Origin of the sequence: Cryptosporangium phraense (assembly GCF_006912135.1) — a bacterium.
Lineage (GTDB): Bacteria > Actinomycetota > Actinomycetes > Mycobacteriales > Cryptosporangiaceae > Cryptosporangium > Cryptosporangium phraense.
On sequence record NZ_VIRS01000032.1, the window covers coordinates 56,224 to 70,881 of the forward strand.

Annotated in this window: 15 protein-coding genes; 9 read left to right on the plus strand and 6 right to left on the minus strand. The window is 72.3% G+C overall.

Annotated features, from left to right (window positions below; translation table 11 throughout):
- Positions 1-73 precede the first annotated feature (73 nt).
- From FL583_RS32390 to FL583_RS32400, 3 genes are all read left to right on the plus strand, one after another.
- Entirely contained in the window at positions 74-403 is a 330-nt protein-coding gene (locus tag FL583_RS32390) for an ArsR/SmtB family transcription factor (protein WP_142708689.1), read from the plus strand.
- Between the two features lie 2 nt (positions 404-405).
- Complete coding sequence (locus tag FL583_RS32395) at positions 406-675, plus strand: hypothetical protein (RefSeq protein ID WP_142708690.1); 270 nt, start codon at positions 406-408, stop codon at positions 673-675.
- 102 nt (positions 676-777) lie between these two features.
- Positions 778-2,901, plus strand: coding sequence for an MMPL family transporter (locus FL583_RS32400; protein ID WP_142708691.1), 2,124 nt, complete (start codon positions 778-780; stop codon positions 2,899-2,901).
- Positions 2,902-2,969: 68 nt separating this feature from the next.
- On the opposite strand, the gene FL583_RS32405 is transcribed toward FL583_RS32400, so the two are convergent.
- The 4 genes from FL583_RS32405 to FL583_RS32420 are packed head-to-tail and all read right to left on the minus strand — an operon-like array spanning position 2,970 to position 7,977.
- The gene (locus tag FL583_RS32405; RefSeq protein WP_142708692.1) at positions 2,970-4,085 is read right to left on the minus strand and encodes an aromatic ring-hydroxylating oxygenase subunit alpha; all 1,116 of its coding nucleotides are present in this window, start codon (positions 4,083-4,085) and stop codon (positions 2,970-2,972) included.
- On the minus strand, positions 4,082-5,176 hold the full coding sequence (gene solA, locus FL583_RS32410) for an N-methyl-L-tryptophan oxidase (RefSeq protein ID WP_420843226.1): 1,095 nt from the start codon (positions 5,174-5,176) through the stop codon (positions 4,082-4,084). The genes FL583_RS32405 and solA overlap by 4 nt, the downstream gene beginning before the upstream one ends.
- Before the next feature lie 35 nt (positions 5,177-5,211).
- On the minus strand, positions 5,212-7,614 hold the full coding sequence (locus FL583_RS32415; protein WP_142708694.1) for a GcvT family protein: 2,403 nt from the start codon (positions 7,612-7,614) through the stop codon (positions 5,212-5,214).
- A gap of 9 nt (positions 7,615-7,623) precedes the next feature.
- Positions 7,624-7,977 (minus strand): bifunctional 3-phenylpropionate/cinnamic acid dioxygenase ferredoxin subunit, encoded by a 354-nt coding sequence (locus FL583_RS32420; protein WP_142708695.1) that lies wholly within the window; start codon positions 7,975-7,977, stop codon positions 7,624-7,626.
- Between the two features lie 146 nt (positions 7,978-8,123).
- Here FL583_RS32420 and FL583_RS32425 point away from each other — a divergent pair, with 146 nt between their 5' ends.
- A complete protein-coding gene (locus FL583_RS32425; protein ID WP_170323977.1) occupies positions 8,124-8,513 on the plus strand; it encodes an HNH endonuclease in 390 nt (129 codons plus the stop codon).
- Here the strand turns inward: FL583_RS32425 and FL583_RS32430 are convergent.
- Positions 8,488-9,153, minus strand: a complete 666-nt coding sequence (locus FL583_RS32430) for an NUDIX domain-containing protein (protein WP_142708696.1) — start codon at positions 9,151-9,153, stop codon at positions 8,488-8,490. The two genes, FL583_RS32425 and FL583_RS32430, sit on opposite strands and share 26 nt — an antisense overlap.
- A 324-nt stretch (positions 9,154-9,477) precedes the next feature.
- On the opposite strand from FL583_RS32430, the gene FL583_RS32435 reads away from it, so the two are divergent.
- The 3 genes from FL583_RS32435 to FL583_RS32445 are packed head-to-tail and all read left to right on the plus strand — an operon-like array spanning position 9,478 to position 12,020.
- Positions 9,478-10,041 carry a SigE family RNA polymerase sigma factor gene (locus tag FL583_RS32435; protein WP_142708697.1) on the plus strand — a complete coding sequence of 188 codons (564 nt, stop codon included), beginning with the start codon at positions 9,478-9,480 and terminating at the stop codon, positions 10,039-10,041.
- Positions 10,034-11,260, plus strand: a complete 1,227-nt coding sequence (locus tag FL583_RS32440) for a hypothetical protein (RefSeq protein WP_142708698.1) — start codon at positions 10,034-10,036, stop codon at positions 11,258-11,260. Before FL583_RS32435 ends, FL583_RS32440 begins: the two co-directional genes overlap by 8 nt.
- 13 nt (positions 11,261-11,273) lie before the next feature.
- Positions 11,274-12,020, plus strand: coding sequence for a DUF427 domain-containing protein (locus tag FL583_RS32445; RefSeq protein ID WP_142708699.1), 747 nt, complete (start codon positions 11,274-11,276; stop codon positions 12,018-12,020).
- 47 nt (positions 12,021-12,067) lie between these two features.
- Here FL583_RS32445 and FL583_RS32450 read toward each other — a convergent pair whose 3' ends face one another.
- A complete protein-coding gene (locus FL583_RS32450) occupies positions 12,068-12,985 on the minus strand; it encodes a S1C family serine protease (protein ID WP_142708700.1) in 918 nt (305 codons plus the stop codon).
- Between the two features lie 86 nt (positions 12,986-13,071).
- On the opposite strand from FL583_RS32450, the gene FL583_RS32455 reads away from it, so the two are divergent.
- Both FL583_RS32455 and FL583_RS32460 read left to right on the plus strand, forming a co-directional pair.
- Positions 13,072-13,566, plus strand: a complete 495-nt coding sequence (locus FL583_RS32455) for a phosphoribosyltransferase (protein ID WP_142708701.1) — start codon at positions 13,072-13,074, stop codon at positions 13,564-13,566.
- Positions 13,567-13,594: 28 nt separating this feature from the next.
- Positions 13,595-14,632, plus strand: coding sequence for an NAD(P)/FAD-dependent oxidoreductase (locus tag FL583_RS32460; RefSeq protein WP_142708702.1), 1,038 nt, complete (start codon positions 13,595-13,597; stop codon positions 14,630-14,632).
- Positions 14,633-14,658: the final 26 nt, after the last annotated feature.

The following is a 14,658-nucleotide window of genomic DNA, read 5'->3' on the forward strand; positions in this document are numbered from 1 at the left end:
TCCGGGTGATTCCTGATGCGAACCAGGGTTGGCACCTGCTAACTTCTGTTGGCATGTCGGAACGAACGCTCCCGTGACCCGCTCGCCGCCCACCGGCGACGAGCTGGTCGCGGTCCTCGCGACGCTGGCCAACCCGCACCGTCTGCGGGTGGTCGCCGCGCTGCGCACCGAACCCACCTACGTCAGCCGGCTGGCCCGCGAGCTGGGCATCAGCCGGCCGCTGCTCCAGGTGCACCTGCGCAAGCTGCAGGCGGCCGGCCTGGTCACCTCCCGGATGGAGGTGTCCGACGACGGCAAGGCCCGGCGGTACTACGAGGTCACGGAGTTCGCGTTCCAGCTGACCCCGGATTCGATCACCGCGGCCGTGCCGACGCTCACCAGAACCCCCCCGAACGGAGACTGACCATGGACGGACACGACCTCGCCGAGGTCGCCGGGGCGATCGGCATCTTCACGTTCATCACGGTCGTGGTCACGGTGACGATCTATCAGCTGTTCGCGACCTGGCGGGCGAAGGCCGCGCTGAGCCGGGAGACCGAGTACCGCGACCTGACCGCGCGGGCGGTCGCGGGCCAGGAAGAGGCCAACAAGCAGCTGGCCGACCTGTCCGGCCAGCTGTCCGACCTGCGCGGACGCATGACGAAACTCGAGCAGGTCCTCACCGAAGTGGAGTAGGTCTGGGCCGCCGAGCGGCAACTCGGCGGCCCAGTGGAGTAGCAGTTCCTCGCCTCGCGGCGAGCTCTCGTGAACGCCCCTCCGGCGAAAGGACACCAGGTCATGGACGGCCTGCGCAAATCTTCCCTCGGCGTGCCCGGACGCCTGGCCGAGTGGTCGGCCCGACATCGCCTGCTGACGATCGCCGGCTGGCTGGCCGCGGTGGTGCTGGCCGTGGTGGTCAGCGGAGCCATCTCCGGCCCGGGCGCCCGGAGCAGCGACCCGGGGGAGACCGGCGTCGCCCAGCGGGTGCTGAACCGCCAGGACGGTGCGCAGGCGACCCAGGAGAACATGCTGATCGGCCCGGCCGACCCGGCCGCGGTGCGGTCCGCGGTCGCCGACCTGACCGCCGCGCTGCGCGCGGACCGCACCCGGGTCGCCGAGGTCTGGTCCCCGGTCGACGCGTCCGAGAGGCTCGCCGACGGCGGACGGCTCGCGCTCGTCACGTACCAGGTCGGCGGCGTGCTGAAAGGCAGCTCCGCCCGCGCCGACGCGGTCCGCACCCTCGTCGACGAGGTGGCCGCCCGCCACCCGCGGACCCGGTTCGCGCAGGCCGGCGACCGGAGCCTGGCCATCGCGGTCGACCGGGCGATCGGCGCCGACGTCCGCCACTCCGAGCGGATCTCGCTGCCGCTGACGATCGTGATCCTGCTGGTCGTGTTCGGCGCGCTGGTCGCGGCCAGCATCCCGATCCTGCTCACCGCGACCACGCTGATCGCGACGTTCGCGCTGATCTCGATCGTGGACCACTGGCTGGCGGTCAACAGCGCGGCCTACACGATGGTGCTGCTCATCGGCGTCGCGGTCGGCGTCGACTACGCGTTGTTCTCGGTGCGGCGGTTCCGGGAGGAGCTGGCCGCCGGGCGGGACGTCCGGGCCGCGGTCCGGATCGCCGGGGCCACGTCGGGGCGGGTGATCCTGGTGTCCGGCGCGATCGTCGTGCTGTGCCTGAGCGGGCTGCTCTGGACCGGCATCGACGTGTTCCGCGGGGCCACGGCCGGGATCGCGATCGTCGTCGGGGTCGCGGTGCTCGGCGCGCTCACCGTGCTCCCGGCCGTGCTCGCGTCCCTCGGCCACCGCGTCGACCGGGGCCGGCTCCCGCGTCGCCGCGGTGGCGGGCGCGCGAACTACTCGGTGTTCTGGGAGCGGCTCGCCACCGCGGTCACCCGGCGGCCCGCCGTCTGGGGCGGGGCCGCTGCGCTGCTCCTGCTGGCCATCGCCGCCCCCGCGCTCGGGATGCACCTGCAGGACGCCCCGGTCACCGCGAGCCTGCCCCGCTCGGTGCCGGCCATCGACGCGGCCAACCGGATGAACGACCCGTTCCCCGGCGCCGCCTCGCCGGCCCGGGTCGTCGTCTGGTCCGACGACGACCGCGCGGTCGACCCGGCCACCGTCGAGACAGCACTGGCCGGCTACCCGCGCGTCACCGCGACCCGCTACGGCGACGTCGTCGTGGCCCGGGTGCCGCTCCCCGGCGACGGCACCGACCGGGAATCGGTCGACGCCCTGGCGAAGCTCCGGGCCACGACCATCGATGGCCTGCACGTCGCCGTGGCCGGGCGCACGGCGTTCGCGGCCGACTTCGCCGACCAGCTCGCCCGGCGCACGCCGTTCGTGCTGGTCTTCGTGCTGGGGCTGGCGTTCGTGCTGCTGTTCGTCGTGTTCCGGTCCGCGCTGGTCGCGGCCGTGTCGATCGCGCTGAACCTGCTCTCGGTCGGCGCCGCCTACGGCGTGCTGACGTTCGTCTTCCAGGACCGGACCGGCTACGGCGGGATCGTCAGCTGGCTCCCGCTGTTCCTGTTCGTGCTCCTGTTCGGGTTGAGCATGGACTACCACCTGTTCCTGCTCAGCCGGATCCAGGAACGGTGGCCGGCCCGGACCGCGATCGTCGACGGCGTCGCCGCCAGCGCCGGGGTGATCTCCTCGGCCGCGGTGATCATGGTCGCCGCGTTCTCGATCTTCATGACGTTGTCGGCGATCGAGTACCGGATGCTGGGCGTCGGCGCGGCCGTGGCGATCCTCCTGGACGCCACTGTGGTGCGTGGGGTGCTCCTCCCGGCCGGCCTCGCGCTACTGGGGGAGCGAGCCGTCCGTCCGAGGTCCACAGGCGACCCCCATCCGGTGGTCGACACATCGTCCGGAACCCGACATGAAGGTATCCCGAGCCCGGCGAATGCGGATGGATAGGAGCTGGCCCGGCGTCCACCCGGGCCGGAGAGACGGGCGCCACGGGGGAGCCCGTCTCACCGGACGTCTCAGGCCAGCCGCGCCCGCACCCAGTCGTGGAACCCGGCCAGGTGGTGTTCGCTCGGCACCAGCACCCCGCCCCGCGCGTACACCCGGGAGCTCATCGCCGGCTGCGTCCGCTCGCAGGCGTCGAAGTCCTGCTGGTTCACCCGGTGGAACAGCTCGACCGACGCCGACACGTCCCGCCCCGACTCGACGACCCCGGGCAGGTACAGCCAGTCGCACTCGACGACGGTCCGGTCGGCCGCGAGCGGGATCATCCGGTGGAAGATCACGTGGTCGGGCACCAGGTTGATGAACACCTGGGGCCGGACCGTGATCGCGTAGTACCGCCGGTCCTGGGCGTCCGACACCCCGGGGATCCGGTCGAGACCGGCCGACCCGTCGACCGTGAAGCCCTCGATCTCCGCCCCGAACTCCGCGCCGTGCCCCACGTAGTACTGCGCCGCGTACCCGTTCGCGAACTCCGGCAGCACCTCGACGAGCTCCGGATGGATCGTCGCGCAGTGGTAGCACTCCATGAAGTTCTCGACGATCAGCTTCCAGTTCGCCGCGACGTCGTACCGGATCCGCCGCCCCACCTTCAGCGACGGAAGGTCGTACGCGTCGATGCTGGCCAGATCGCCGAGCCGCTCGACGACGGCGCCCTGGACGTCGTCCTCGAAGGAGGGAGGCGAATCGGCGAGGCACACCCACACGTACCCCAGCCATTCGCGGACGCTGACCGACACGAGGCCGTAGGCCTTTTTGTCCAGGTCGGGCATGCTCGCCATGTTCGGTGCGGCGATCAGCTTCCCGGTCAGGTCGTAGGTCCAGGCGTGGTACATGCACCGGAAGGCCCTACCGACCGAACCCTCTTCGTCGGCGCAGAGTTGCGCTCCGCGGTGACGGCAGACGTTGAGGAACCCGCGGATCGCCTGATCCCGGCCGCGGGCCAGGATCACGCTCTCCCGCCCGACCTGGACGGTGCGGAACGCGCCGGCCGCGGGCAGGTCGTCCGCCCGGATCGCGCAGAACCACATCGGCTCGAAGATCTTCTCCTGCTCGGCCGCGAACACCGCCGGGTCCGTGTAGTAGGAGCCCGGCAGCGTGGCCAGCAGGCTGGGCTGATCCAGGATCGTCATGACGGGCTCCCCACCGAAGAGAAACGGGCCGGGTCGAACAGCGCGATCGGATGCCGGGTCGTGCCGTCGATCGCGAGGTCGGCGAGGATCTCGCCGACGACCGGGACGAACTTGAACCCGTGTCCGGAGAACCCGCACGCGACCGTGACCCGGTCCCGGGTCGCGATCACGAAGTTCTCGTCGGGCGTCGTCGTGTACATGCAGGCCGCACCGCGCAGGAACGTGCCCGGCAGCGTCGGCAGGTCGCGTCCGGCCCGGGCCGCCATCGCGGCGACCTCCTCCGGATGGATCTCGCGGTCCAGCGCGTCGGGATCGGCTCCGGCTCCGCCGCGCCGGAAGAACGCGATCTTGACGCCACCCTGCGGTCCGTCGATCGCCGGGAACCCGTAGATCGACGAGCCGGTCTCGTCCGCCCAGAGATAGACGGGGTGGTCCAGGTACGGCTCGACGCCGCCGGTCGGCGCGAACCAGTACTGGACCTGGCGCTCCACCACCAGCGGCAGGCCGGTCAGGCGCGGGGCCCAGGCCCCGGGCGCGACGACGAGCCGATCGGCCGCGTACGTGCCCCGGGCGGTGGTCACCGCGACACCGCCCGCGTGCACCGACCACTCGAGCGCGGGTTCCTCGAAGTGCAGGTCGGCGCCGAGGCGGCCGGCGATCGCCAGTTGGGCGGCGACCGCGGCCTCGGGGCGGACGAAACCCGCGCGGTCCTCGTAGACCGCGACCGTGTCGGGGCCCGGGTTCAGCGTCGGGAACCGCGACCGGATCGCGTCCGCGTCCAGATACTCGTGCGGCAGCCCGTGTTCGGTGGCCGCGGCCAGTGCGCCCGTGACCGTCGGCGAATCGGGCGACCCGAGGTAGAGCCCACCGGTCAGCGTCAGCAGGTCGGCGCCGGTGGCCGCCTCCAGGTCGTCCCAGAGCTCGTACGCCCGCGTCACCAGCGGCACGTAGGCCGGATCCTCGGCGTAGGACTGCCGGATGATCCGCGACCCGCCGTGGCTGCTGCCCCGCGCGTGCGCCGGTCCGAACTGCTCCAGCCCGAGGACGCGGTGCCCGCGGGCCGAGAGGTGGTGCGCGGCCGCGCTCCCCATCCCGCCCAGCCCGAGCACGATGACGTCGTACGTCGTCACTTCCGGATCCGCTCCATCTTCGGGTCGAACAGCGGCTCGGTGCCGACGGTGGCGGCGAGCCGGGTGCCCAGGTAGTCGATCTCGACGCCGTCGCCCGGTTGCAGGCCGGCCGGCAGCCAGGCGTAGGCCACGCAGCGCCCGATCGTGTAGCCGTAGGACGCGCTCGTGACGTAGCCGACCGGCTCGTCGCCCTGGTACACCGGCTCCTTGCCCAGGACGACCGCGGACACGTCGTCCAGAGTGAGCACGGTCAGTCTCGACGACGGTTCGCCGAGTGCGCTCAGCGCGTCGCGTCCGACGAAGTCCTTGTCCGGCCGGACCGCGAACCCGAGCCCGGCCGCGTACGGGTCGTGTTCGGTGGTCATGTCCGTACCGGAGAGCCGGTAGCCCTTCTCCAGCCGCAGGCTGTTGAACGCGCTCCGGCCGGCCGCGACGACGCCGTGGGCCTGACCGGCCTCCCAGAGCGTGTCCCAGAGCCGCAGCCCCAGCTCGGCCGACGTGTAGAGCTCCCAGCCCAGCTCACCGACGTAGGAGAGGCGCAGCGCGTCGACCGGCACGTCGCCGACCGCGAGGTGCTTGGCCTTGAAGTAGCCGAACGCCGGGTGCGAGACGTCGGTGCTGGTCAGCGGCCTGAGCACGTCCCGGGCCCGGGGGCCCCAGAGCCCGATGCAGCAGGTCGCGCCGGTGATGTCGCGGATGAAGACGTCGGACGGCGCGTGGCGCAGCAGCCAGTCGAGGTCGAGCGGACCGTTGATGCCCACCTGGAACCGGTCCGGCGCCAGCCGGGCCACCGTGAGGTCGCTCCGGACGCCGCCGGCCTCGGTCAGCAGCAGCGTGTACGTGACCGCGCCGGGCGCCTTGTCGAGGTTGTTCGTCGTCATCCGCTGCAGAAACGCCAGCGCGCCGGGGCCGGCGACCTCGAGCCGGGTCAGCGGGGTCATGTCGTACATCGCGACCCGCTCGCGGGTGACCAGCGCCTCGGCGCCGGCGATCGGCGACCAGTGCCGGGCCGACCAGTCGTCGCGTTTCGGTATCCCCGACGTCTCGGGCAGGCCCTCGTTGGCCGCGAACCACAGCGGACGCTCCCAGGCCGCGCCCTCGGTGAACACCGCGCCGAGTTCCTGCTGCCGGGGGTGGAACGGGCTCACCCGCAACGGCCGCGGGTTCGCCGGCGGGTCCAGCGGGTGCAGGACGTCGTACACCTCGATGAAGTTGCGCTCGGCGCGCTGGTGCACGTAGGAGTCGGTCAGCTGCACCGGGTCGAACCGGTACAGGTCGCATTCGTGGACGTCGAGGCCGGGGTCGCCGCTCGTCACCCACTGCGCCACGGCCCGGGCGACGCCGGCCGAGTGCGTCACCCAGACGGCCTCGGCGATCCACAGGCCGGGCAGCTCGCGGTGTTCGCCGATCAGCGGGAACCCGTCGGCGGTGAACGAGAAGATGCCGTTGATGCCCTCGTCGACCTTGGTCTCGGCCAGCGACGGCAGCAGCGCGACCGCGTCTTCCCAGGAAGGGTCGAAGTCGGCCGGGGTGAACTCCTCGACGCTCGGCATCACCGACGACTCGTCGTGCCGGCGGATCCGCTCGACCGGCATCGGACGGTGGGCGTAGGAACCGATGCCGATGCGGTCGCCGTGCTCGCGGAAGTACAAGTCCTTGTCCTGGTGACGCAGGATCGGCGCGGTGGCGTCCCGGGTGGCGCCGGCCAACGGAGCGATCGGACCCGTGCGCGCGTACTGGTGGGCCAGCGGGAGGAGCGGGATCGTCAGGCCGACGAGCGCGCCGAACTGGCGGCCCCAGAACCCGGCCGCGCCGATCACGACGTCGGCGTCGAAGCTGCCCCGGTCGGTGTCGACGCCGGCGACCCGGCCGTCGGGCCGGGTGCGGACGCCGGTGACGCGGTGGCCGCCGAGGAACTTCGCGCCGTGGGCGATCGCCCGCTCGGCCTGGGCGGTCACCGCGTTGACGGCGTGGACCAGGCCGTCGGTGGGCGTGTGGAACGCGCCGAGGATCTTGTCGGCGGTGAGCAACGGGTGCAGGGCGGCGGCCTCGTCGGGGTCGAGGACCCGGCCCGGGAGGCCCCAGGACGCGGCGAATCCGGCCCGGCGGTGTAGCTCCCGGAGCCGTTCCGGCGTCGTCGCGACCTCGAGGCCGCCGACCGGGCGGAACGCACTCTCGCCGAAGCCCTGGAGCTTCTCGACCGTGTACTGGGCGAGGTTCGTCATGGTCTTGCTCGGGTTGGTCTGGAACACCAGGCCGGGCGCGTGCGAGCTCGACCCGCCGGTCGCGTAGAGCGGGCCCTGGTCGAGGACCAGGACCTCGGTCCAGCCGCGCTGGGTGAGCTCGTCCGCGATCGCGCTGCCGACGATTCCCGCTCCGACGACGATGGCCGTGGGCATCAGGGCCTCCTAGTGGACGCCGGGCAGCTGGGCGCCCGGGGGGAGATTCGGGGCGGCGGCGGAGGGGACGACGTGGATCGTGCCGTCGACGACCAGCACCTCGTGGGTGCGGACTCCGATCTTGGCCGGCAGGCCGTCGGGGCGGCCGGTGCGCAGGTCGAAGCGCGAGGCGTGCAGCGGGCACTCGACCGCGCAGCCCTCGATCCAGCCGTCGGCCAGGGAGGCGTCCTGGTGGGTGCACGTGTCGTCGAGAGCGAACAGCTCGCCGTCCTCGGTGCGGAAGACGGTGATCGGCGGGGTGACGGCGTCCAGCCGGTGGGCCTCGCCGGGGGGCAGGTCGTCCAGAGGACAGACGGGGATCATCGCGTCACCTCTATCGATGGGGATGGGCCCGCGGCGATGCGGAAGGCGAAACGGGGTGCGCTCTACGCAACAGGGTCAGAGTTTGGGGGGCGCCGTGTCAAGAGGGTAGGGATGCCTGTGCACTCCGTGTGCGTTGAATGAACGTGATGAGTGCTTCACGAGGTTCCGGACCGCTCGGGCGGGCCGACCGGCTGGCCGAGCGGATGGCCCGGGACGGCGCGGCCTGCGTGTGGTGCGGACGGGAGTTCGGGCGGCTGGTCCGGGCGACGACCGATCACGTGGTGCCGCGGGTGAAGGGCGGGCCGTCGTGGCTCGAGAACGAGGTCGCGGCCTGTTCGCGCTGCAACCGGGCCCGTGGGCACCGCGGGGTCGCCGACTGGGCCGACGAGTGCGAGCGCCGGGGCTACGACGTCGACCGTCCGCACCTGATCCGGACGCTGACCGAGTTGTCGGAGGCGATCGCGGTCCGGGGTGGCCAGCGCAAGGCCCGGGCGCAGATCGCCAGCCAGCTCAGGCGCCTCGGAACGGCCCCCTGAGGACGGCCCACTGCAGGAGCATGATCGTCTTGGCGTCCTCGATCTCGCCCGACTCGACGAGGGCGAGCGCGCGCTCGATCGGCAGCTCGACGACCTCGATGTCCTCGCCCTCGTGGGCGATGCCGCCGCCCGCCGAGGTGCGGCTCTCGGCGCTGTAGGGCGCCGCGTAGAAGCTCAGCCGCTCGGTGACCGACCCCGGGCTCATGTAGGCCTCGAACACGTGCTCGACCTCGCCGACCGTGTGCCCGGTCTCCTCCTCGGCCTCGCGCCGGATCGCGGTCTCCGGGTCGTCGCCGTCGAGCAGGCCGGCCGCGGTCTCCAGCAGCATCCCGTCCGGATGGTCGTTGACGTAGGCCGGGAACCGGAACTGGCGGGTGAGCAGCACGGTCCGGCGGGAGGCGTCGTAGAGCAGGATCGTGGCGCCGTTGCCGCGGTCGTAGGTTTCCCGGGTCTCGGTCGTGACCCGGCCGTCGCGGTGCCGGTAGGTGTAGGTGTTGTTGCGCAGCACCGACCAGTTCGACGACAGCAGCTCGACGTCCAGGACCTCGACGTCCGGGTTGCCGTGCAGGTCACGGCCGGTGAGGTGGAGGCCGGTGCGCCCGCGGGCGTCCGGGGTGTCGATGCCGGGGCGAGACGTCATGTCCCCATTGTCGCGCACCTTTGCACCGCTTCTGGTATCGGTGTCCGTTTCTCTTGTGGACGCTGAATGAACCGTCCCGAGGTGGTTACCTGGAACCACGAGAGGGAGGGTGGCGGTGGCGGACGTGCGCACCGCCTCCGCCGCCGCTGACCCCCGGTGGTCCTGGACACCGTCCGGACGAACCTGTCCGGGATCCCGCTCCGGACCGACCTTCCCCGCCCGGGCGGGACCGCGGTCGCCCGGCCGGCGATCCGATTCCCGGGCGGGGGACCGTGCAACGGAACTGGGGCCCCGCGCGTCCCGGGCAGGAACGGGGAGGTGGGTATGCCGGAGCCCGACGGGTTCGAACAGTTCGTCGCCGAACGCTCCGCCGCGCTCACCCGGTACGGGTACGTCCTGGCCGGCAATCCGCACGACGCCGCTGACCTGGTCCAGGAGGCCCTGATCCGGTTACGCGGGGCCTGGGGCCGGGTGCGCAAGCGCGACGACCCGGAAGCGTACGTCCGCACCACGATGGCGCGGCTGCACGTCAGCTGGTGGCGGAAACGTCGCCGGGAACGGCTCGTCGACGCGGTGCCCGATCAATGGGCCGTCGATCCCGGCATCACCCGCGCCGAGGAGGACATCGGGGTCTGGGACGCGCTCGGCGCGGTGCCGCCGCGCCAGCGGACCGTCCTCGTGCTGCGCTACTACGAGGGTCTCGGCGACGACGTGATCGCCGACCGGCTGCGCATCAGCGAGGGCACCGTGCGCAGCCAGGCGCTCCGCGGGCTGCGCACGCTCCGCGCCCACCTCGAGGCCCCGGGCGGCCCGCTCACCCCCGACGTCCGTGACCCCGACGTCCAAGGCCCCGACATCCTCACGACCGACTGGAGGCGACATGCCTGACCCCCGCCTCGACGTCCCCCATCCCGACGACCCGCAACCCGAGGATCACGCGCTGGGTGACGTCCTCATGAGGACGTTGAACCGGGCCGCCGACGGCGCGCCACCGCCGCCGGACGACCTGTACCGGGTCGTGTCCGACCGCGCGGCCCGGCGGCGCAGCGGGTTGACCGTGGTCGCGACCGCGGTCGCGGTCCTGCTCGTGCTCGGGACCGTCGGTCTGATGAAGGTGACCGGGGTCGGCGAGAAGGCCCCGGTGGCCGAGCGGCCGGCCTCGGCCGAGCAGCTCTGGCCGGATGCGGTGACGAAGCTGCCGTCGTCGATCGGCGGCCGGACGTTCACGGTGGACGCGGTGCTGCCGGACCGGCACATCGTCATCCACACGTTCGGCACCCCGGGGAACGCGGAACTGCGGCTCGTGCAGAAGGGCGCCGACAACCTCACCGCGCGCCTGATCGCCTCGTTCGAGCAGTCGCCGAAGAACCCGGCGATCATCTCCAGCGTCCAGGCCGACAGCCAGCGGATGGCCTGGCGGGTGCACCGCGCCGGGTTCCCCGAGCGGATCTACAGCTACCGGTGGAGCGACCGGAAGCTCACGCTGCTCGACGAGGTCGCCCACCCGCGGGACACGTTCTCGGTGACGCTCGCCGGCGACCAGGTGGTCTACGGCCCGGCCGAGGACGGGATCCGCACGGTCCCGGCCGACGGCGGCGCCCCCCACCTGCTCGACCACACCGCGCACTCCTACGAGGTGTACTGGCCCTGGCTGGTGCTCAACCCGGTGGCGCCGGAGTCGCTGGTCACCGCGCCGCCGACGCTGTGGAACGTCGATACCGGGCAGCACTGGATCGCAAACTTCCACCCGACCAGCCGCCGGGACGCGTGCAGCCCGATCTGGTGCGTCGAGGTCGGCGACGGCGGCTACCCGGTGACGACCCAGCGGGTCGACGGCTCGAACCGCCGCACGTGGGACGAGTTCGAGTCCAGCTGGTCGGGGCTGACCCCGCTGCGTCACCGGTACCTGCCGGTGTTCGGGCACTCGATCGGCAACCACACCCGGCTGCTCCAGCTGCTGGACCTGGCCGGCGACCGGACCGTGCCGCTCGGCTACCTGACCGACGACGACGACCTGCTCGCGGTCGCGCTGCACGACGACGTCGTGGCCTGGCCGGCCGACGGCGGACGGACGACGTACGTGCTCGACATGGACCGGATTCGGTGAAGAATCTCCAGGCATGAGCAATCGCGGGCTGGTTCGCGTCGAGACCGGGCGCAAGCGGGTGCGGGCACTGGCCGGGGGCCGCGTGGTGGCCGACACGGACGCCCCGGTGCTGGTCTGGGAGAAGCCGTACTACCCGACCTACTACCTGCCCCGGGACGACGTCCTGGCCGAGCTGGTGGCGACCGGTGAGGTGAGCCGGTCGCCGAGCCGGGGCGACGGGCTGGTGCACGACGTCGTCCTGCCGGACCGGACGCTGAAGAGCGCGGCGGTGACCCACCCCGACTCGCCGCTGCCCGAGCTGCGCGCGCTGGTCCGGCTCGACTGGGCGTCGATGGACGAGTGGCTGGAGGAGGACGAGCCGGTCTACGTCCACCCGCGCGACCCGTACAAGCGGGTCGACATCCTCAGCAGCAGCCGGCACGTGCAGGTCAGCCTGGACGGCGTCGTGGTGGCCGACTCGCGCCAGCCGCGAATTCTGTTCGAGACGTCGCTGCCGCCCCGGTACTACCTGCCGATCACCGACGTGCGGCTCGACCTCCTGCGCCCGACGACGCTCGTCACCCACTGTCCGTACAAGGGCGCGGCGACGTACTGGGACGTCGTGCTCGATACCGGTGCTGTCCACTCGAATGTGGTCTGGACGTACCGAACGCCACTACCGGAGTCACAGAAAGTGACCGGACTCCTCGCTTTCTACGACGAGAAAGTGGATGTTGCCATTGATGGTGTGCAACAAGACCGTCCGGTGACACACTTCTGAGCGGGGCCCGGCTCGCGGCGCGGGAGGCGGCACGAGCCGGGTCCTCTTCAGACCAGTTCGGTGGGCACCGCGACCACGTCGACCATCGCCCCGTTGCGGAAGACCGTGAGCGGCAACGGCTGTCCGATCGCGTCGGTGAACAACAGCTTCTGCAGACCCTGGGCGTCGCGCACCGGGCTGCGTCCGGCGTCGAGCAGCAGGTCTCCGGTGCGCAGACCGGCCCGCTGCGCCGGGCTGCCGCCGACGACGTCGACGACCCGCAGGCCGCGGGCGGCCTTGGCCCGCTTCGCGAGCTTCTCGGGCAGCGGGAACGGCGCGGTCACCAGCCCGAGGTAGGCCCGCCGGACCCGGCCGTCCTGGCGCAGGGCGGTGATGATCCGCCGCGTCGTCGCGTTGATCGGCACCGCCAGACCCACGCCGACGCCGGCCACCGCGGTGTTGATGCCGACGACCCGCCCGTTCGCGTCGGCCAGGGCCCCGCCCGAGTTGCCGGGGTTGAGGGCGGCGTCGGTCTGGATGACGTCTTCGATGAGCCGGCTGGCGGTTCCGCTCTGCGCCGGGAGCGACCGGCCCAGCGCGCTGACCACGCCCGCGGTCACGGTGCCGGACAGCCCGAGCGGGTTGCCGACCGCGACGACCAGCTGGCCGACCTGCAGGGCGTCGGCGTCGCCGAGTTCGATGCCGCCGAGGTCGGCCTGGTCGGCGCGGGCGACGGCCAGGTCGGAGAGCGGATCGGCCCCGATCACCTGGAAGTTCGATTCCGAGCCGTCGGCGAACGCGACCCTTCCGCGGGTGACTCCGGCGACGACGTGGGCGTTCGTGAGCATCAGGCCGTCGTCGTCGACGAGCACCGCGGAGCCGGCGCCCTCACCGCGGCGGCTCCGGACCGCGAGCGCGGCCACGTGCGGCCCGACCGTGCGGGCCACCCGGGTGACGATCTGGGAGTAGGCGTCGAGTTCGGTCATGACCGCCTCCGGGCTGAAGCTTTGATTACAGTGCAACAACTGTTGCGCGCGGTTACCGGATCCGCCAGGGCGCCTACGATTCGGCCGTGACATCTTCTGAGGCAGTCGGCGCCGATGTCTCCCGGGAAGTCCTCACCTGGGACCTGTTCGGCACCGCGAGCCGCGAACTCGCCACGCTGGTCGCCGACGACGGCTACCGGCCCGACCTGGTGCTGGCGATCGCCCGCGGCGGCCTGCTGCCGGTCGGCGCGCTCGCCTACGCGCTCGACGTCAAGAACGTCGCGACGATCAACGTCGAGTTCTACACCGGGGTGGACGAGCGGCTCGCGGTGCCGGTGATGCTCCCGCCGGTGCCCGAGGTCGTCGACCTGGCCGGCTCCCGCGTCCTGATCGTCGACGACGTGGCCGACACCGGGCGGACGCTGGAGGTCGTGTACGACTTCTGCGCGGCGCACGTCGCCGAGGCGCGCACCGCCGTGCTGTACGAGAAGCCGCACTCGGTCGTGCACTGCGAGTACGTCTGGCGGCGCACCGACCGCTGGATCAACTTCCCCTGGTCGACGCAGCCGCCGGTGGTGTGAGGCTTGGCCCTCTGATAGGGCTAGTACCGTGCGGATCGCGGTGATCGGGGCCGGCATCGTCGGGCTGTCGACCGCCTACGCCCTGCGCCGGTACCCGGTCTCGGTGCGGCTCTACGAGGCCGGCGAGCCGATGAGCGGCCGCTCCCGCGGCGACACCCGCATCTTCCGGCTCGCCCACACGTCGCCGGCGCTGGTCCGCTACGCCGCGCGGGCCCGCGTCGGCTGGGGCCGGTGGGAGCGGACCGCGAGCCGCACGCTCGTCGGCACCGAGGGCACGGTCGTCAGCGGCGGGGACGCGGCCGAGCGGTACCGCGCGATGCGTGCGGTCGGCGTCCGGTGTGGACTGTACCCCGACGTGTCGTCGGTCCCGGGCCTGCCGGCCCGTCCGCGCACGCCCGGCCCGTTCCTCGTCGACCCGGGCGGCGGCGTGATCCGGGCCGCCGAGACCGGCGAATTCCTCCGGTCCGCGGTCCGTCGAGGTCTTTTTTTCGACGTCGTCCGGCGGATCACCGTGGGTACGGCCCGTGCGACCGTCCACTCGGAGCAGGACAGCTGGCAGTGCGACGCGGTGCTGATCGCGGCCGGTGCGCGGACCTCGGAGCTGGCCGGGCCGCTCGGGCTGGACGTGCCGTCGGCGCTGGAGCACCACGTGCGGTTCACGTTCCCGCTGTCGGCGCCGGGCGGGGTGCCGTGCTGGATCGAGCAGAGCGGGTCGTGGCGTCCGGGGTACACGACCTACGGGCATCTGGTGGCGCCGGGACGGTGGGCGATCGGCGGCCACCTGGCGGACGCCTCCTGGGAGCTCGGGCGCGACGAGGTCCGGCGGCGCTCGCTCGCGCTGGCGTCGGAGTACGTGCGCGAGTTCCTCTCCGACGTGGTGGATCCGGAGCCGGTCGACGAGGTGTACTGCGCCCCGACGCCCGGCCTGGGGGACGGCATCCGGGTGGCCAGGGCCGGGCCGGTGCTGGCGGTCTGGGGCGAGAACCTGTTCAAGTTCGCCCCGGCGCTCGGCGCCGATCTGGCCGCGGCGGCCGCTTCCGGTGGACTCCCCGAGGATCTTCCGTAGGGTTTCCTCAGGCCTGACGCAAAGGA